Source organism: Rhodococcus sp. YL-1 (assembly GCF_001942025.1).
GTDB classification, from domain to species: domain Bacteria; phylum Actinomycetota; class Actinomycetes; order Mycobacteriales; family Mycobacteriaceae; genus Rhodococcus_F; species Rhodococcus_F qingshengii.
On sequence record NZ_CP017299.1, the window covers coordinates 3,443,830 to 3,463,624 of the forward strand.

The following is a 19,795-nucleotide window of genomic DNA, read 5'->3' on the forward strand; positions in this document are numbered from 1 at the left end:
CAAAAACCATTGCCTCAACCACAAGTGTGAACTAGAGTCCAGACACATGTCCAGAAAGAGAGGGTTTGCGCTATGACGCTTCGATCCGCAGACAGTTCTGCACTTCTCGTCGACGGAAAACTGGTTCCCGGATCCGGCGGGACCTTCGAAGTTTTCAACCCGGCGACCGAGGAACTGATCGGCCGTGCGGCCGAAGGCACCGCCGCGGACATGGACGCGGCCATCGCCGCTGCGCGCCGTGCGTTCGACGACACCGAATGGGCACGCGATCACGGGTTTCGCGCTCGCTGCCTGCGCCAACTGTGCGATGCACTCCAGTCCCACATCGAGGAGTTGCGTGAGATCACCGTCGCCGAGGTCGGCGCACCGGTCATGCTGACGAGCGGTCCGCAACTCGAAGGCCCGATCGAAGATCTTCGCTACTGGGCCGATCTGATCGAAACCTATTCGTGGGAACAAGATCTCGGGCACGCGTCACCCATGGGGATTCCGACCCATCGCCGACTGCTCAAGGAAGCCGTCGGCGTCGTCGGCGCAATCACACCGTGGAACTTTCCGCACCAGATCAATTTCGCCAAGCTCGGTCCCGCCCTCGCAGCCGGCAACACCATCGTTCTCAAACCCGCGCCGGACACGCCCTGGTGCGCCGCGCTGGTCGCCAAGGTGATTGCAGAAGAGACCGAGATCCCGGCCGGCGTAGTCAACGTCGTGACGTCGACGGATCACTCCCTAGGCGCGCAGCTGTGCAGCGATCCGCGCGTCGATCTCGTGTCCTTCACCGGTTCCACCGCCACCGGACGCACAGTGATGGCCACGGCCGCGCAAACTCTCAAGAAGGTCTTCCTCGAACTCGGGGGTAAGTCCGCATTCATCGTCCTCGACGATGCGGACATCAAAGGTGCATGCTCGGTTGCCGCGTTCTCCGTCTGCGTTCATGCCGGTCAGGGATGCGCGCTCAGTACCAGACTTCTGGTGCCGCGCGCTCGGTACGACGATGCTCTGGCCGCGGCATCTGCCGCGATGGCGGGTATCCGAGCCGGCGACCCCAGCGCGCGCGGAACGGTGTGTGGCCCGGTCATCTCGGCGCGCCAGCGCGCCAGGGTGGAGAGCTACCTCACCCTCGCGGTCGAAGAGGGCGGCACGATCGTGACGGGTGGGGGCCGTCCCGACGATCGCGAGAGGGGTTTCTTCGTCGAACCCACTCTCATTGCCGGGCTGGACAACTCGTCTCGCGTAGCGCAGGAGGAGATTTTCGGGCCCGTCCTCGTGATCCTTCCGTACGACAACGACGACGACGCTATCCGGATTGCCAACGATTCCCCCTACGGCCTGTCCGGGTCGGTGTGGGGCACCGATCCCGATCGCGTCGCGCACGTCGTTGCCGGTGTCAGAACCGGAACGCTGAGCGTCAACGGTGGCGTCTGGTATTCGGCCGACGCACCGTTCGGCGGCTACAAACAATCCGGGATCGGCCGCGAAATGGGCCTCGCGGGTTTCGAGGAATACCTCGAAACCAAGCTCGTCGCTTCACCTTCCTGACATTCCACACCCTCACCCCACACCCTCACCACAGAATGATCACCACGAAAGTAGGTCGACATGGGACGTTTCGACGGTCGCACCGCGATAGTCACCGGAGCAGCGCAGGGTATCGGAGAGGCGTATGCCCGCGCTCTGGCCGCGGAGGGGGCCAACGTGGTCGTGGCGGACCTCAATCGCGAACTCGGTGAAGCTGTCGCCAAGCAGATCACGGCAGACGGTGGAAGTGCCGTGTTCAAGGACGTCGACGTCGCCGACGGGGAGTCGACTGCGGCACTTGCCGACTTCACGATCGAGCAGTTCGGCAGCATCGAGCATCTGGTGAACAACGCTGCCATCTACGGCGGAATGAAGATCGATTCCCTGTTGACGGTGGACTGGGACTACTACCGAAAGTTCATGAGCGTCAACATGGACGGCGCATTGCACGTGTGCCGGGCGGTCGTACCTCATATGCGAGCGAAGGGCGGTTCGATCGTCAACCAGTCCTCCACAGCAGCCTGGCTGTACTCGAACTACTACGGACTCGCGAAAGCCGGTGTCAACAGCCTGACACAACAACTCGCGACCGAACTCGGCTGGTCGAACATCCGGATCAACGCCATCGCTCCCGGTCCCATCGACACGGAGGCGACTCGAACCGTCACCCCCGGCAACATCGTCAAGGACATGGTGAAGCGAATCCCGTTGCAGCGCATGGGAACGCCGGAGGATCTCGTCGGCATGTGCCTGTTCCTCCTCTCCGACGACGCAGGCTGGGTGACCGGGCAGATCTTCAACGTCGACGGAGGCCAGGTGTACCGGTCATGACGCAATCGGCGCCGAAAGCCAGCGCTTCGAAAACCAGACTGGGATACATCGGCCTAGGCAACATGGGCGCGCCGATGGCGCAGCGCCTCCTGGACTGGCCGGGCGGACTGGTGGTGTGTGATGCCCGCGCAGAAGCGCTCGAACCGTTCACCGCTGCGGGCGCGAGCGCAGCATCGACGCCCGCCGACGTTGCAGCGCAGGCGAGCATCATCTCCGTCACGGTGCTCGACGACGCGCAGGTACGCGAGGTTGTGTGCGGGCCGCACGGGATTCTGTCGACCGCACAGCCAGGCACTGTCGTCGCGATTCACTCCACTATCTCGGACACCACGGCGGTGGAACTCGCTGACATCTGTCAACAGCGTGGTGTTCTGCTGGTCGACGCGCCGATCAGTGGCGGTGCCGGCGGCGCAGCGCAGGGCAGGCTGGCAGTGATGATCGGCGGCTCCGACGAGGCGTTCGAAGCCGTCCGCGAGCCCTTCGGATCCTGGGCCGAGCTGGTGGTTCACGCCGGTGACGTCGGCGCGGGAACGCGAATGAAGCTCGCACGCAACCTTCTTCACTTCGTCTCGTTCACCGCCACGACCGAGGCCGCGCGACTCGCCGAAGCAGCAGGACTCGATCTCCGCACGCTCGGAAAGGTCGTCAGGCACACCGATGCGATCACCGGTGGCGCGGGCGCGATCATGCTCCGCGACACCACCGCACCGGTCTCGGAGGACGACCCGTGGTTCTCGATACTGCGGCATGTTCGCAATCTCGGGGAGAAGGACTTGGCCTTGGCCATCGACCTCGGTGATCGGCTGAATCTCGACCTGCCGCTCGCGCACCTTGCGCTCGCCGGACTCGGTGCCGGTCTGGGCGTCGGGAATGACAGCGAAGACAGGTCGGCCGAACCTTCAACGGCATCTACTATTCGGGAGCACGCATGACCGACACCACTCACATGACCGATGCCGGTGGAACCGACGAAAGCCGCATCTCCGAGGCCCGTGCTCGTGGCGTCGCGAAGATGAACGAGGTGTACGGCTGGGAGCTTCCCGCCGACGTTCCCGGCGACTTCTTCGCGGTCACCGCCGACCACCTCTTTGCCGACATCTGGACGCGACCGGGACTGTCGGTACGTGATCGACGACTACTCCTGATCGGTGCCATCACCGCCCAGGGGCAGAACGATGTGGCGAAGATCCAGATCAACGCTGCTCTCCACAACGAGGAGTTGACCGAGCAGCAGTTCGAAGAGGCCGCAATCTTCCTGTGCCACTACGTCGGCTGGCCGCTGGCCACCGGGCTCAACAATGCGCTGATCGCCGTGAAGGCCGACAGACGTAAGGCCGCGCGCGCCAAGGAGAAGGCCGCGGCCGATTCCGCGAAAACGGACACCGACTGACTTTCGGTCGAGATACTGCCATCAGGGCATCGATCACACCCACCGATTCCCCCACCAACCAACCAGAAGAACGAAGGATCCGAATCCATGGCCGAGGCCAGCTCAATCCGTCCGCAGTCCTCCGCAAACATCGAGCAGTGGCACTTCGAGGCTGACGTCGTCGTCGCCGGCTACGGCATTGCCGGAGTGAGTGCTTCGATCGAGGCCGCGCGAGCGGGCGCCGACGTGTTGGTGCTCGAGCGCACGAGCGGCTGGGGCGGCGCTGCGGCGCTGGCAGGCGGATTCATCTATCTGGGCGGCGGGACCCCGTTGCAGCAGGCACTCGGGTTCGAGGACTCCCCCGCCAACATGAAATCGTTCATGATGGCCGCACTCGGTCCCGGCGCCGACGAGGAGAAGATCACCGACTACTGCGAAGGCAGCGTCGAGCACTACAACTGGCTCGTCGACAACGGTGTGCCGTTCAAGGAGAGTTTCTACGGCCAACCCGGCTGGGAAACACCCTTCGACGACGGACTCATGTATTCCGGCGGCGAGAATTCGGCACCGTTCAACACGATCGCGACACCGGCCCCTCGCGGGCACGTTCCACAGATGAGCGGCAAGCGCACCGGGGAGAAGGGCGGTGGTTTCATGTTGATGAAGCCACTGATCGAGACGGCCGAAAGCCTCGGCGTACGAGCAGAATACGACATGCGAGTCCAGCGCCTGGTCGTCGACGGAGATCGAGTGGTCGGCATCATCGCCAAGCAGTACGGCAAGGAAGTGGCAGTTCGAGCACGCACGGGTGTCGTACTGGCGACGGGAAGCTTCGCCTACAACGAAGCGATGATTCAGTCGTACGCCCCACGGCTGATCGGGCGCCCCGGTGCGGCTATCGAAGAGCACGACGGAAAGTCCATCCAGATGGCGCAGGCTCTCGGGGCCGACCTCGCGCACATGGACGCCACCGAGGTCGCATTCTTCGGCGACCCCCAGTTGATGATCCGCGGCATTCTCGTCAACGGACGCGGCCAGCGCTACGTCAACGAGGACACGTATCCGGGAAGAATCGGCCAGGAGACGCTGCTGCGCAACGAGAATCAGGCCTACCTGATCATCGACGAAGCTTCCTACGAAGAGGGCTGCGCCGCCGACAGTTCCACACCGTTCTTCAGATTCCAGCCCAAGTGGGTGGCCGAGACCGTCGAGGAACTCGAATCCGACATGGGCCTGCCGGAAGGCACCCTTCAGTCGACGGTCGAGGTCTACAACCGGCACGCCGCCCGTGGTGAAGACCCGGTACTCGGTAAGAAGAAGGAGTGGGTCAAGCCGATCGGCTCACCCGTCGCTGCGCTCGATCTTCGCAATTTCACCGCCGGATTCACGCTCGGCGGCCTGCGCACGTCGATCAACTCGGAGGTCATCCACGTCTCCGGCGAACCGATCCCGGGTTTGTTTGCCGCTGGACGCTGCACCGCCGGCGTCTGCGCCGGTGGATACGCCTCCGGAACGTCCCTCGGTGACGGCAGCTTCTACGGGCGACGCGCCGGAGTCAGCGCTGCCAAGGGCTGAGCGTCTCTTCTCAGATGTCAGCGTCCTCGCTGCGACGTTCGAGGAACAACGTGTCACGCCACCGCCCACCCAGTTGAGCGATACGCGACCGAGTGCCGACGACTCGGAATCCGACGGCCTGGTGCAAGGCGACGCTTGCCCGGTTCTCCGGGAAAATCGACGACTGCACTGTCCAGATCTCACTGGCGTCGGCGGCTTGCACCTGTCGGCGAAGCAGCAGCTTGCCCACGCCGCGCCCGCGAGCGCCGCTACCGATGTAGATGGAGTTCTCGGCGACCCCGCGGTAGCAGTCTCGCGAGGACACCGGGCTGAGGCTCGCCCAGCCTTCGACGCGGCCGTCGATCTCGGCCACCCATCGATGATCGGGTAACCATTGCGCGTCGAGCTTCTCGGCGGATGGCACCGAGGTGGTGAACGTCGCGGTTCCGGTGTCGATTCCTTCGCGGTAGATCGAGCGGACGGCATCCCAGTCGCCGGATTCCATGCGGCGCACCACCACGTCATCGGGAAGAACTCCCAGTGTGTCTTCGACCGGACCACGAGCAGCCACGACGGCGGCCGCTGCCATCAGATCGGAGTATGCCGTTCCGGCAACACTGACAACCGAAGTGCCTTCACGCACCGAAGCCTCGACAAAACCGACCTCGATCAAGGCCTCGAGGTGGGCACTCAACGCCGACGGCTCGAGTGATGCGGCGTGTGCAATCGTGTCGACGTCGATCGGACCGCCGGCAGCAAGTCGGAGCACTCGCAGCCGCGTCGGATCACCCAGGCACGCAAACCTGCGCGCAAGTACGTCGGTGTCGAGGGGAGCGAGTGTTTCTGAACTCATGAGGCGACTATAACGCCGCTGACCTGCAGTTCGGTCGGCTAGGTTCGGCAAGAGTGTCCCGGAGTGAGAAACAACTCAGCCACCGACCCCAGGGTTCGCCGGCTAACGCGCACCGATCGACGCGGCAATCATCGACCACGAGTTGTGAAGATCGTCCTGCCAGTAACCCCAAGAGTGAGTGCCAGTTGCCCGGAAATCATAGGTGGCCGGGATGCCCAAGGAGTCGAGCCGCTCGGCCAAACGCTGGGTGCACTGGTTCGTCCCGGCCTCGATGACTCCACCCACGATCACCTGGTTCGCCAGAACGCCGAGGTCGCCGTTGACCATCGGTCCGCCCAGATTCTCGTGTGGGCCGGGCAGGCCCGATCCATTGCTGATGTAGAGGTCGACCCCCCGCAATCTCTCGGCGTTGACCACAGGATCGTTGGCTACCCAGCCCGGACCGCCGGGAGGACCCCACATGTTGTCCACGTTGCCGCCGCGGAATCCGACCACGAATCTCACGTAGTCCTGACCGGGTTGAGTACTCGTCTCGGCACACCCGCTGAAAGCACCGACGGCACGGTAAACGGATGGCGCCGCCTCGGCCAGGCTCAGAACCGAGGTACCTGCCATCGACAATCCGGCAACGGCATTCGTACCCGTAGTCCCGAGCGTGGCATCGACGATCGGTGGCAACTCCTGGGTGAGAAATGTGGTCCACTTGTTCAGTCCGAGAACAGGATCGGGCTTCTCCCAGTCGGTGTAGTAGCTGTAGGCACCGCCGATCGGGTTGACGACGTTGACGTTCTTGTCGCCGAAGAAGTCGACGACGTCTGTCCGTGTCTGCCACGTCGCCGTGTCCTCGCCTCCGCCGGCGCCATTGAGTAGATAGAGGGTCGGCCGGGGCGCACTTGTGTCTGCCGGCCGAATCACCTCGAGCGGAATCACCTTGTCCATCGCAGCCGAGTAGACGTACATAGTCAGCTGACGGGCGTTGATCTCCTCGACGTGATCGAGAGCTGAACCGCCTGAAGGGGATGTCGGGGCCGGGTCAGCCGAGGCCAACGCTGCTTCGCCGAACAGTCCCGTCCACGCGACGAGGGCGACGACAAGCATTGCCCGAGTACGTCCGATTCTTCTCATTGCCGCTCCTCGTGCTCGATTGCGGTGCCCGGCAACAGCTCGGTGGCGCTCGCTTCGCGGGCGTGCGGCTTGGTGGCTTGAAGTTGTCATGCCCGTTCGGAGTATCCGGAAAACATCGAGAGCACCCGGGCGAGCACCGGTCCGATGACCGCCATGGCCGGAGGTTCGATCATCTCGTTGTGTTCGCAGCGCACGGGCACCTCCACGATCCGGCCCGTCACGAGTGGGCTCCATTCCTGCGGCGACCTGTCGCGCGGAATCGTGTCGTCGTCTCCGGATGCCAGGAAGATCAGCAGATCTCCTTCGTAGACCTGGGGAACGAACTGGTGCGTGATTCTCTGCGAAGTCTCGTACCCTCGGGCAATCCGTTCGAGGTCCCGACCGTCGACTCCCGTCTCGGGCCCGAGCCTCCGGGCCAACACGGCCGCCGCCTCGTCGAAGGTCAGATCTCGGTCGGTCTCGATCTCGAGGCCGAGTCCTCGCAGTATGTCTCGGACGTCGAGTTCGGCTGACGCAGGGGCATCGCCGTTGTCGGGGTAGCTGTCCATCATCGCCAGTGTGGCGACGTCGCGGCCTGACGATTGCAGTTCGACGGCCATGGCGTGCGCGATGACTCCGCCAAGGGACCACCCGAGTAAGTCGTACGGCCCGTCCGGCGAAACGGCCTCCACCTCTTCGACGTAGCGATGGGCTAACTGTTCGATCGACTGATAGTCACCGTCGTCGCTGAGAGCGGGGAGCTGAAGTCCGTACACGGGTCTGTCCTCGGGCAGATACCGCACCAAGCCGGCATACCCCCAGGACAGGCCGATTCCGGGGTGCACACAGAACAGCGGTCGCCCAGTCCCTTTCGTCCGCAGTGGAACAACCACGGCGAGAAGCTCTTCCATACCGGCGTCGGCAGTCGGCATGTCGAGGCGTCGAGCGATTCCAGCGGGTGTCGGGTCGAGGAACATCCACTGAAGCGGGATTCTCCGTCGGAAACGAGAGTGCAGTGCGCTGACGATTCGGGTGGCCACCAGGGAGGACCCGCCCAGGTCGAAGAAGCTGTCGGTAGTGCTCACCCGGTCGACACCCAGAACCTCGACGAACGAGTCGACCACAGCGCGCTCGGTGTCGGTGACCGGCTCGCGGAACTCGGCTGCAGCCGAACCGAATTCGGGTTCCGGTAAGGCCTTTCGGTCGAGCTTGCCCACCGGTGTCATCGGAATCCGCTCGAGAAGCACCACTGCCGACGGAACCATGTGCGAGGGTAGTCGGTCGGCTGCGTACGCCCGTATCTCGTCAGTGCCGGTGGCGTCAGCAGCTGACGCACGCACGTACGACACCAGGACCGTTTCACCCGACGGTCCCGTGTGGCCGACAGTCGCGGCGAAGTCCACCGACGGATGGCGTGAGAGAACTGCATCGATTTCCCCGAGTTCGATCCGAAAACCACGGACCTTGACCTGGAAGTCGCTGCGCCCGATGTATTCGAGCGTGTGATGCACTCCATCGCCGGAGCCAACGATTTTGGCACTGTCACCGCCGGATTCACGCCAACGCACGACATCTCCGGTGCGGTACATCCGGCGCCCCGGCGACCCGTACGAGCACGCGACAAATCGTTCCGACGTGAGCGACGCCCGATTATGGTACCCACGTGCCATACCTGGACCGATGATGTACAACTCCCCCGGCACGCCCACCGGGACGGGCTGCAAACGCTCGTCCAGCACCAGGAAGCCGAAGCCCACTGCCGGCGAGCCGATGTTCACTCCCGCACCGGGTTTCATCGAATCGCTGACGCTCGCCTGCACGGTGGTTTCAGTCGGGCCGTAGCCGTTGTGCAGCCTCCGACCCGGCGCCCATTGCGCGACGACCTCCGGCGGGCAGGCCTCGCCCACCAGATCGAGAACACGGAGCGCCTCGAAACCGTTGTCACCCAACGCCGCCAGCGCGGTCGGTGTAATGGTGGCATGAGTGACCTGCTCGCGCCGGAAAACATCGGCCAATTCGGCGCCACCGTACACAGCAGGCGGAACGATCACGACTTGCGCCGAGGCGCTGAATGCCATCGTCAACTCGAAGATGGAAGCGTCGAAACTCGGCGATGCCAACTGTGAGACATGAGAGTCGTGAGTGACCTCGAACCTCTCACGAGTTTCGGCCGTGAAGCTCGCCAAACCTCGATGAGTAATGTTCACTCCCTTGGGTTTCCCGGTAGATCCCGAGGTGTAGATCAGGTAGGCCGGATGATCGAGGTTCAGTTCACCGGTTCGATCGTCATCGGTGATCGGTTCTGGCGACAGCGCGGCTACCCGCCGGGCGAAGTGTGGGTCGTCGAGTTCCAGCCAGGGAACAACGTCGGGTAGGTGAGTTCGGCTGGTCTGAACAGTCAAACCGAGCGAGGCTCGGCAATCGGCGAGCATGTATTCGACGCGCTCGCGCGGATAGGCCGGATCGACAGGCACAAAAGCCGCTCCGGCTTTGGTCACCGACCAGATCGCGACCACCGATTCGATCGAGCGAGGCATTCCCAGTGCCACGAAGGTCTCCGGGCCCACACCACGACCGCACAACTCCCGGGCAACACGATTCGACCACTCGTCCAGGTCGCGATAACTGAGCTGCCGGTTCTCGAGCGACAGGGCCACCGAGTCAGGATCGATCGCCACGGCGTCCGCCAACAACTCAGGCCACAATTTCGGAGGTACTTCGGGGAGCCCATGCGCCGGCGTCAACTCGCGACGTTCGAGATCGCCGAGTAGGTCGATGTCACCGATCGGTACCTGCGGATTCCGGGTCACGGCCTCGAGCACACGAACGAACATGTCGGCAAAACCGCCGACCGTACCGGGGTCGAAGAGATCAGTGGCAAAGTCGACGGCTCCGCTCATCCCTCCCGGTTCACCGCGATCGTCGTACTCCTCGGCCAGAAGGAATTCCAGGTCTACCTTCACTACCTCGAGTTCAGGGTCGATCCCACGGACTTCCAGTCCCGGTAGCTTCAGAATCGGTCGTTTGTTGTTCTGGAATTCCAGCGACACCGAGGAAATCGGTGCATAGGCGCTCGACCGTTTCGGCCCGACCGCGTCCACTACCCGCTCGAAGGGCACGTCGGAATGAGCGAACGCGGCGAGGTCGACCTCGCGGCAATGCTCAACCAACTCCCGGAACGATCGAGCTGGATCCACCTGTGTGCGCAGTGCGAGCGTGCCGACGAACATGCCGACCAGATCATCGAGGGCACGATCTCCCCGGCCGGCGATCGGCGTGCCGATCACGATGTCGTCGGTGCTGCCCAAACGTGCCAGCAAGAGCGCGAGCGCTGCATGCACAGTCATGAATGCAGTGGACTCGTGCTGCCGCGACACGTTCCGAATACGGCGGTGAAGATCACTGCTGATCGAGAAGTGAATCCGCGAGCCGTGAAAACTCTGTTGCGTCGGCCGGTCTCGATCGAGCGGAAGTTCCAAGAGGTCCGGAGCACCTGACAATGCACGTCGCCAGTAAGCCAACTGCTCGGCGATCACCGACCCGGGGTCGTCGACTGAGCCCAGAATCTCCCGTTGCCAGAGCGCGAAGTCGGCGTACTGGACTGGAAGCGGCGTCCACTGGGGTTCCCCGCCGTACCCGTGGGCCTCGTATGCAATCATCACGTCTCGGGTCAACGGAGACATCGAGAAGCCGTCAGCCGAGATGTGGTGCACCACTACGGCAAGCACGTGTTCGCGCTCATCGATGGTGAACAACGCTGCCCGCAGGGGAATTCGTGCGGCGACGTCGAAACCGGCCGAGACCATCCGGGCAAGCTCGTCACGGAGATGATGTTCGTCGGTCACCGATGTCTCGGTCAGTTGCGGCAGCTCGGCGCTCTCGGTGGGCACGATGTGCTGGACCGGTCCGTCACCGTGGACCGGGAATATCGTTCGCAGCGATTCGTGGCGGGCGATGACATCGGACATCGCTGATCTCAAGGCCGGTTTGTCGAGTTCACCGCTCAACCGCACCACGAGCGGAATGTTGTATGCAGGAGAACTGGTGTCGAGTTGATTGACGAACCACATCCGCTGCTGAGCAAACGACAAGGGGATGTTGTCGGGTCGGGGGCGCGGTCCCAGTCGCTCCGACCGTTCGGCGACCGACTGGTCGATCACCGTAGCCAACTCGGCCACCGTCGGCGTCTCGAACAGATCCCGCACGCCTACGGTAGCTCCGAGCACCGCCCGTAGCCTCGCCGCGACCGAAGTGGCGCTGAGAGAGTTTCCACCGAGCTCGAAGAAACTGATGTCGGTACCGACTCGTTCGAGGCCGAGCACCTCGCCGAACACGTCCGACACTGCCTGTTCGACCGGGCCGACCGGGGGACGGAAATCCCCTGTGGTCGTCTCGATTTCGGGTCTTGGCAACGCCGAACGGTCGACTTTTCCGACAGCGGTCAACGGAATGTTCTCCAGCACCGTGAGAACGGCAGGCACCATGTGCGAAGGCAAGCGCCGGGCCACGGCGCGACTCAGGATCCTGGTGTCCAGTCGACCCGCCGTGGGCACGACGTACGACACGAGTCGGGTGTCTCCGGTGGGGGCGGAATCGGCAACCGTAACGGCAAAACCGACGTTGGGCTCCGACATGAGCACACTGTCGATCTCACCGAGTTCGACACGGAAGCCTCGAACCTTGACCTGGAAGTCGCTTCGCCCGACGTACTCGACACACATGTCCGCCGTCCATCGCACGATGTCGCCGGTGCGGTACATCCGCGTTCCTGGGTCAGCCGGGTTGGCAACAAAGCGTTCTGCCGTCAACCCCGCCCTTCGGTGATATCCCCGTGCCACGCCTGGTCCGGCCAGGTACAGCTCGCCGGGGACCCCGACGGGAACCGCTTGAAGTCGAGTGTCGAGCACCAGTTCGCTGACGCCCCTGACGGGTCCACCGATGGTGATTGGTTCTCCGGCGGTCATCGGCGGGCTGACGTTGGACATGATCGTTGCTTCGGTCGGTCCGTACGCGTTGTACAGGCGGCGGCCAGGTGCCCAGCGAGCGACGAGGTCGGGCGGGCACGCCTCGCCCCCGAATACGACTTCCGAAAGTTGTTCCAGCCCAGCCGGGTCCACCGATGCCAATGCCGCTGTGGTGACGAACGCGTGCGTGACGGCGTGCTCTGCCAGAAGTTGCGCCAGGTCCTCGCCCCCGTAGATCCCGGGTGGAGCGATAACCATCGTCGCCCCGGCTCCGAAAGCCTGCAGATATTCGAAGAGCGACCCGTCGAAACTCGGAGTGGAGAAGTGCAGCGTGCGTGATTGTGGAGTTGCGCCGTAGCGTTCGAGCTGGTCTCGGGCGAAGTTGTCGAGCCCTCGCTGCGTGACCACGACGCCCTTGGGCACGCCGGTCGACCCCGAGGTGTAGACCACGTAGGCAGCTGAATCCAACCCGATCGGACGGAGTCGGTCGTTGTCGGTCAACGGGCTCCCCGAGAATCCCTCGCACTTCTTCGTGAAATGCGGATCGTCGATAATCAGCCACTCCGCGATATCGGGCAATCGATCTCGGCCCGCGGTGGTGGTCAATCCGAAGCTGACCTTCGAATCGATCAGCATGTGATTGATCCGCTCGTCCGGATAGTCGGGATCGATCGGCACGAACGCAGCGCCTGTCTTGGCGACGGCAAGTATCGACACCACGGACGCGAGAGAACGTGGGACACCGACCGCTACATAGTCCTCGGTTCCCAGGTCGTGCGAGACGAGCATGCGAGCAATGCGATTGGAAAGGATGTCCAGCTCGCCGTAGGTCATGCTGCCGTCCGCCGATTCCACGGCCGGTGCGTTCGGATCACGCTGGGCTGCCTCGTCGAAGATCTCTGGGAAGACGCGCGACGACCCGCCGGCCGTGCCACGGACTGGCACCAATTCAGCATGTTCGGAGGCTGCGAGCACCGACACCACAGCCAAGGGACGATCCGGCTGGGTACACGCTTCGAGTACGCGCCGCAGTCGTCCGGCGATCTCTTCGATGTCGGCGGCACCGAAAACCTCGGGTATGTACTCGAATTTCAGGCGGAGCCTGGTGTCGACCGATGCTACGAGGCTGAGCGGGTAGTGGGCAGCGTCCTTGGTTTCGACATCGGTGATCCGGACCCCCGCAATATCGGTATCGGACGAAAGCCCCTGACGGTCAACGGGATACGATTCGAAGACAGTCAACGTGTCGAATCCGATCTCCGGCCCCGCGCCTACGTGGATCTCGGAAAGCCCGAGACAGTGGTGATCCGACAGCTCTGCTTGCTCGGCCTGGATCCGCGCGAGGAGTGTGCCGATACTTTCACTCGGGCGCAGCGTGATTCGGACCGGAATTGTGTTGATGAACAGCCCGACCATGGTTTCGATCCCGGTCAGCTCGGGAGGTCGACCCGACACCGTCGCTCCGAACACCACATCGTCTCTCCCGGTCAGTGCAGCAAGGACGATCCCCCACGATGCCTGAACAATCGTGTTGATCGTCAGCCCGAGTTCACGCGCCATTCCGCGAAGTGAGGTTGTGAATTCCTCGTCCAGATCGAACACCCACTCGGCCGCCATGGTGGAGAGTCGACGCGATCGAACCGCTGGAGCCAACAGCGTCGGTCCTTCGACTCCGCTCAGCGTCCTCGCCCACACTGCTCGGGAAGCTTCCTGATCGCGGCGGCTCATCCAGGTCAGATAGTCGCGATACGCGCGCGCGTGAGGCAAGGCCGCCACTTGACCGTCGGCGGCATAGAGCGTCGCCAATTCCCGGATCAGCAGGGGCATGGACCAGCCGTCCAGAAGGATGTGATGATTGGTGAGCACGAGCGTGAACTTTTCGGGGGCGAGAGCGATCAGGGTGAATCGGATCAACGGCGCCCGTGCCATGTCGAACGGGCGCGCTCGGTCCTCGGCCAGCGCTCGATCAATTTCCTGATCTGGTGCACCAGTGAGGTCGATTTCCTGCCACGGCGCTGCCACGTTGCTTCGGACCACCTGGACGGCACGGCCGTCGGCGCTGTGAAGGAAGGCGGTACGCAGGTTCTCATGCCGGCCGAGCAGCGCGTCGGCGGCGCGGCGCAGGCGCTCCGAATCGACTGCGCCGGCTAGATCGAGAGCCACTTGTACGAGGTATGCGTCGACAGATCGTTCGGCCAATTCGGCGTGGAACAACAACCCCGCTTGCAGTGGAGAGAGTGGCCAGACATCGCTCAGGTCGGGACACCGACTTTCGAGGTCGTCGATCGCCTCCTGTCTAAGATCGACCAGATCGAAGTCCGAGGGTGTGAATCCGCCGCCGCCCGCCGCGAACTCTGCGAGCCCGGCCAGTGCGTCGAGCCACCACTGCCCCAGTTGCCGAACGTCGTCCGCACCCAGAATGTCCGGTGGGAACGTCCAGCCGGCAACGAGCTGCGGACCGTCCTCGGTATCGCTGTCGACCGTCATCACGTTGACCTCGAGGACGCTGGCGAGTGGAAGATCGACGGCCGCAACCGTCCGCAGGTACTCGTCACGGATCGGTACCCATCCCGCTGTAGCGTCGGCGTCGGTTCCACCGACGCGTCCGAGGTAGTTGAAGCTGATCTGAGGCACCGGAAGTTGCGAAAGAGTGTGTGCCGTTTCGCGGTTCAGATAGCGCAGCAACCCGAAGCCGATGCCGCGGTCCGGCACCGCCCGGAGTTGTTCCTTGACGGCCTTGGCAGCGACGCCCGCAGCCGGGCCGCCGGCGAAGGCGTCGCTCGGATCCACTCTGCTCAGATCGATCCGCACCGGGAAGATCGACGTGAACCATCCCACCGTGCGAGCGAGATCTGCCCCGAGAACCACCTGTTCCTCGCGTCCGTGCCCCTCGAGACTGATCAATGTCTCCGGATTGTCGATACCGCGGTCCATGCGCCAGCGGACCATCGCAAGTGCCAAAGCCGTCAACAATCCGTCCTCGACGCTCCCGTGAATCGCCTGCGGAACTGTCGTCGACACGGCCTCGGTCAATCCCGTGGGAACTCGTACTTCGATGTCAATGGTGGCCGAGGCGGTGTCCCTCTTCGTCAGGGCGCGCACACCCAGAGTCGGATCCGGGCCCTCGAGCACCTCGCGCCAATAGTCGATTTCAGCGACCCGATCCGGCTCGCGCGCGGCGTCGACGAGGCCATGTGCCCATCGACGCATCGAGGTTCCGACCGGAGCAAGTGACGGGTCGACGCCTGACTGCACCTGCGCACAGGCAAGTGCAAGATCGGGGATCAGGATTCGCCAGGAAACACCGTCCGTCACCAGATGGTGCGCTACCAGTAGCAACCGTTTCCGGCTCTGCCGGTCCTTTTGAATCTGCCCGTCGGTGTCGAGCAGGACTGCCTGCACCATCACACCTGCCTCCGGGTCGAGCCGCCCCAGAGCTGCGTCGAGTTCTGTCGAGACCGTCTCCGCGGCAGAACCCCCGAGGCTCACGTGGCGTACGACGGTCTCCGCCCGCACCGTACCTACAGGCGCAACGTCCATCCGCCGAGCGGATTCAGGATGATGCGTCGCCCGGATGCCTGCGCGGAGGATGTCGTGGTGGTCCAGCACAGCCTGCATGGCCAGTGTCAGCGTGACCTCGTCGAGCGTGGCAGGAACCGAGAGCAGAACAGATTGGGAGTACCGGCGAAAATCTCCACCACGGTCAAGCATCCATTCGACGATGGGCGTCAATTCGATCTCACCGACGCCGCCGCCAGGTAATTCGTCGACGACGACACGGTTGCCAGCCGTTCCGGCCGTCTCGGACAGCGCCGCAACAGTTTTGCGTTCGAACACCTCGCGCGGTGTGATCAGAACTCCGGCAGACTTGGCGCGCGTCACCAACTGGATGGACATGATCGAGTCACCGCCGAGAGTGAAGAACGAATCGTCGACCCCCACCTCTTCGAGTCCCAGAACTTCGGCGAACAGACTCGCAAGGATGTTTTCCGTCGCGGACGCGGGGCGACGACTTACGGTTGCCTGTCGCCCGAAGTCAGGTTCAGGCAATGCATTCCGGTCGAGCTTTCCGTTCACCGTCAGCGGCAAACCCTCGAGAACCGTCACGACAGCGGGGACCATGTGGGGCGCCAACCTCTGTGAGACATACTCGAGCAACGCCGCCGGAGAGATAGTGGCACCGGACTCCGGCACCACGTAGCCCACCAACCGGTCTCTGCGGGCTACCACCGCCGACTGAGACACGCCCACTCCGGAGAGCAGTGCAGCCTCCACCTCGCCGAGTTCGATTCGGTACCCCTTCACCTGCACCTGCAGATCGTTTCGTCCGAGGTACTCCAGCTGCCCGCTGTCGTTCCAGCGCCCCAGGTCACCGGATCGATACATACGCGCACCACTGACCGCGAGGTCGGGAATGAACCGCGCGGACGTCAGACCGAACCGGCCGAGGTATCCGCGTGAAACCTGATCACCGGAGACATACAGTTCACCCACCACACCGGGCGGCACCGGGTGCAACCGCTGATCCAACACATACACACGCAATCCGGGCAACGCCCGACCAATCACCGAGGCCGATCGTTGACGCACCAGCACACGATCGAGCGGTAAATGGCTGACGTGCACAGTGGTCTCCGTGATGCCGTACATGTTGACCAGATCTGGTGACGAAGTCCCGCGACGGGCGTACCAGCGCGTCAACTGTCCGAAGTCGAGCGCTTCTCCGCCGAAGATCACGTAGCGCAATGACAGGGCCGCACCCCCGGTAAGCCGGTCGGCTTCCGCCAATTGATAGAAGGCAGTGGGAGTTTGATTGAGCACCGTGACACGTTCGTGCCGTAGCAATTCGAGGAATGCCTCTGGTGAACGGGCCGTGAAGTAGTCGACCAGTACCAGTCGGCCACCGTGTGCGAGTGCGCCCCACATTTCCCAGACCGAGAAGTCGAATGCCTCCGAATGGAACATCGTCCACACATCGCCGCTGCCGAAGCCGAAGAGCGCTCTGGTGTTTGCCAGCAACGTCACTACGCTGCGGTGAGAAACCTGCACCCCCTTCGGGCGCCCGGTGGACCCCGAGGTGTAGATCACGTACGCCACCGACTCGGGCCGGAGCGGTAGCAGCCGATCTCGGTCGGTCACCGCAAGCGGAGAAAACCTGTGCAGCGCATCGAGAATCACCGGGTCGTCTACCGCAATCACTGGAATCTCGCTGTCTGCAATTGCGTCACTGTCTCGTATGTAGGCGCCGTCGGCCCGAGTGGTCAGCACACACTTCGGCCGGGCGTCACGCAGCACGAAGTCCACCCGGTTTACCGGAGAAGTCGAGTCCACCGGTACGTATCCGCAACCCGCCTTCACCACCGCCAGCAATGCCACCATCAGGTCGATCGAGCGGGCCATCGCGACTGCCACCAAGGTTTCCGGCCCCACCCCCTGCGCCACCAACAGTCGAGCAAGGCGGTTTGCTCGCTCGTCGAGTTCGCGGTACGTAACCGACAATCCGCCGCAGCGCACCGCCACGGCAGCACCGGACGTCCGCGCCGTGCGATCGAAGAGATCCGACAACGAATCCTCGTCTGTTCCGGCGCCGGAGGGCGTGGGCGCAACCAGCAACCCGCTGAGTTCGCCGGCCAGAATCATGTCGATATCACCGACGACCACCGACTGGTTCTCGGTCACGGCGCCGATCACTCTTTCGAAGCGCGCCGCGATGCGCGCCACCGACATTCGATCGAAAATATCTGTTGCATAACGGAAACCGGCGCTGATACCAGCGGGCTCACCGTGCTCGTCGACGTGCTCCATCACACTCAGTTGCAGATCGAATTTCGCAACCGCGAGATCGATGTCGAGCGAGCGAACCGTCAGTTCCGGCAAGTCGAAGCGCAGTCCCGTATCGGTCTGGAATTCGAGGAGTACCTGAAACAGAGGTGAATGCTCGGTGGAACGGTCGGGCGAGAGGTAATCCACCAACCTCTCGAAGGGGATGTCTGCATGGTCCAGAGCACCGAGATCCGTTGACCGCACCGCGGCCAACACCTCGGCAAAGGTTGCTCCGGATGAGACAGGTGTGCGAAGGACGAGCGTGTTGACGAACATCCCGACCACATCGTCGAACACCGATGCACCGCGACCTGCGACCGGAGTCCCGATCACTACGTCGTCCGCTGTAGTGAGCCGTGCCAGCAATACCGCCAGAGCCGCATGCATCACCATGAACAGAGACGAACCGTTCTGGTGTGCGAGTTCGTTCAAAGCTCGATGGATCTCGGGCGAGAAGTCCATCGAAACCACCCCGCCCTCGGCAGACCGTTTCGAGGTTCGTGGTCTATCGAGAGGGAGCGGCAAGACGTCCGGAATACCCGACAGCTTCGCTGTCCAATAATCGAATTCGGCCGAGGGCGAAGTTTCCGGACCAACGTCTGCGTCGACGATCTCACGCTGCCAGAGGGTGTAGTCGGCGTACTGAATCGGCAGCGGCACCCAGTCCGGGCTCCGACCTTGCGTGCGCGCGGTATATGCACTCATCAGGTCGCGTGCCAGTGGTGCCATCGAGAAACCGTCTGCGGCGATGTGGTGAACAACGATCGCGAGTACATGCTGCTCCGGTCCGGTTCGGAGTAACCTCACGTGCAGCGGGAACTCCTCGGACACATCGAATCCGATGTCGAAGAACGCGTGCAAATCCGCGAAAAGCCCCTCGCCGGGAATCGGCACGGGGTGGATTCGAGGAGCAGCGACCGCGGGTTCGGCGATCACCTGGTAGGGCCCGTCTGCGGACGCAGGAAAGATCGTTCGAAGGGATTCGTGCCGTTCCACCACATCACCCAGCGCGGCTTGGAGCGCATCCGAATCCAGGAACCCGTCCAGTTGTAGTGCGACGGGGATGTTGTAGAGCGGAGACGACGTGTCGAACTGGTTGACGAACCACATCCGAGATTGCGCGAACGACAGCGGAATACGTTCTGGCCGTGCCCTACTCGTGAGGGGCACACGAGTAGCTTCCTCGAGTCCAGGCTCGCCCGGCGCGGAGTCGATTGGATCTATCGAGGCCGCCAGGTCCGCGACCACGGGGGCGTCGAACAGTGCATTGACCCCCATATTGGTGTGCAATGCGGCGTTGATGCGGGCGATGACTCGAGTGGCGCTGAGGGAATCCCCGCCGAGTTCGAAGAAACTGTCGTCGGCACCCACCTGGTCGAGACCGAGAACGTCGGCAACAGCACGGGCGATTCCGATTTCGGCAGGAGTGGCAGGAATCCGATATGCAGCGCTCGCAAAATCGGTGTCCGGGAGGGCTTTACGGTCCAACTTCCCATGCACCGTCACCGGAAACTCCCCCAACACCACCACCACCGACGGCACCATGAACCCCGGAAGAGACCTCCGCACCCCCTCCAACACCACCACCTCATCGACCACCACCCCCACCTCACCCACCACAAACCCCACCAAAAAATCCCCACCCACACCCGACCGCAACACCACCACCGCACCAGCCACCCCACCTGAGCAGCCAACACCGCCTCCACCTCACCCAACTCCCCCGCTGCCCCCGCACCTTCACCTGAAAATCCGTGCGCCCACAAACTCCAACACCCC

At 63.3% G+C, this 19,795-nt stretch carries 8 protein-coding genes; 5 read left to right on the top strand and 3 right to left on the bottom strand.

Going from position 1 to position 19,795, the window contains the following annotated elements:
- Positions 1–72 precede the first annotated feature (72 nt).
- From BH682_RS16005 to BH682_RS16025, 5 genes are all read left to right on the top strand, one after another.
- Positions 73–1,539 carry an aldehyde dehydrogenase gene (locus BH682_RS16005; RefSeq protein WP_075833354.1) on the top strand — a complete coding sequence of 489 codons (1,467 nt, stop codon included), beginning with the start codon at positions 73–75 and terminating at the stop codon, positions 1,537–1,539.
- A gap of 60 nt (positions 1,540–1,599) precedes the next feature.
- Positions 1,600–2,349 (top strand): SDR family oxidoreductase, encoded by a 750-nt coding sequence (locus tag BH682_RS16010; RefSeq protein ID WP_007728639.1) that lies wholly within the window; start codon positions 1,600–1,602, stop codon positions 2,347–2,349.
- Positions 2,346–3,281, top strand: a complete 936-nt coding sequence (locus BH682_RS16015) for an NAD(P)-dependent oxidoreductase (protein ID WP_054187433.1) — start codon at positions 2,346–2,348, stop codon at positions 3,279–3,281. Before BH682_RS16010 ends, BH682_RS16015 begins: the two co-directional genes overlap by 4 nt.
- The gene (locus BH682_RS16020) at positions 3,278–3,739 is read left to right on the top strand and encodes a carboxymuconolactone decarboxylase family protein (protein WP_003944075.1); all 462 of its coding nucleotides are present in this window, start codon (positions 3,278–3,280) and stop codon (positions 3,737–3,739) included. The genes BH682_RS16015 and BH682_RS16020 overlap by 4 nt, the downstream gene beginning before the upstream one ends.
- An 87-nt stretch (positions 3,740–3,826) precedes the next feature.
- Complete coding sequence (locus BH682_RS16025; RefSeq protein ID WP_050656861.1) at positions 3,827–5,293, top strand: FAD-dependent oxidoreductase; 1,467 nt, start codon at positions 3,827–3,829, stop codon at positions 5,291–5,293.
- Positions 5,294–5,303: 10 nt separating this feature from the next.
- Here the strand turns inward: BH682_RS16025 and BH682_RS16030 are convergent, their stop codons facing one another.
- The 3 genes from BH682_RS16030 to BH682_RS16040 form a co-directional block, all read right to left on the bottom strand.
- Entirely contained in the window at positions 5,304–6,125 is an 822-nt protein-coding gene (locus BH682_RS16030) for a helix-turn-helix domain-containing GNAT family N-acetyltransferase (RefSeq protein ID WP_003944042.1), read from the bottom strand.
- Positions 6,126–6,227: 102 nt separating this feature from the next.
- Complete coding sequence (locus tag BH682_RS16035; protein WP_003944025.1) at positions 6,228–7,250, bottom strand: alpha/beta hydrolase; 1,023 nt, start codon at positions 7,248–7,250, stop codon at positions 6,228–6,230.
- Positions 7,251–7,336: 86 nt separating this feature from the next.
- On the bottom strand, positions 7,337–19,645 hold the full coding sequence (locus tag BH682_RS16040) for an amino acid adenylation domain-containing protein (RefSeq protein WP_269750840.1): 12,309 nt from the start codon (positions 19,643–19,645) through the stop codon (positions 7,337–7,339).
- Positions 19,646–19,795: the final 150 nt, after the last annotated feature.

Coding starts and splice junctions, on each gene's coding strand:
- BH682_RS16005 (WP_075833354.1), top strand. CDS start 73: ATGACGCTTCGATCCGCAGACAGTTCTGCACTTCTCGTCGACGGAAAA.
- BH682_RS16010 (WP_007728639.1), top strand. CDS start 1,600: ATGGGACGTTTCGACGGTCGCACCGCGATAGTCACCGGAGCAGCGCAG.
- BH682_RS16015 (WP_054187433.1), top strand. CDS start 2,346: ATGACGCAATCGGCGCCGAAAGCCAGCGCTTCGAAAACCAGACTGGGA.
- BH682_RS16020 (WP_003944075.1), top strand. CDS start 3,278: ATGACCGACACCACTCACATGACCGATGCCGGTGGAACCGACGAAAGC.
- BH682_RS16025 (WP_050656861.1), top strand. CDS start 3,827: ATGGCCGAGGCCAGCTCAATCCGTCCGCAGTCCTCCGCAAACATCGAG.
- BH682_RS16030 (WP_003944042.1), bottom strand. CDS start 6,125: ATGAGTTCAGAAACACTCGCTCCCCTCGACACCGACGTACTTGCGCGC.
- BH682_RS16035 (WP_003944025.1), bottom strand. CDS start 7,250: ATGAGAAGAATCGGACGTACTCGGGCAATGCTTGTCGTCGCCCTCGTC.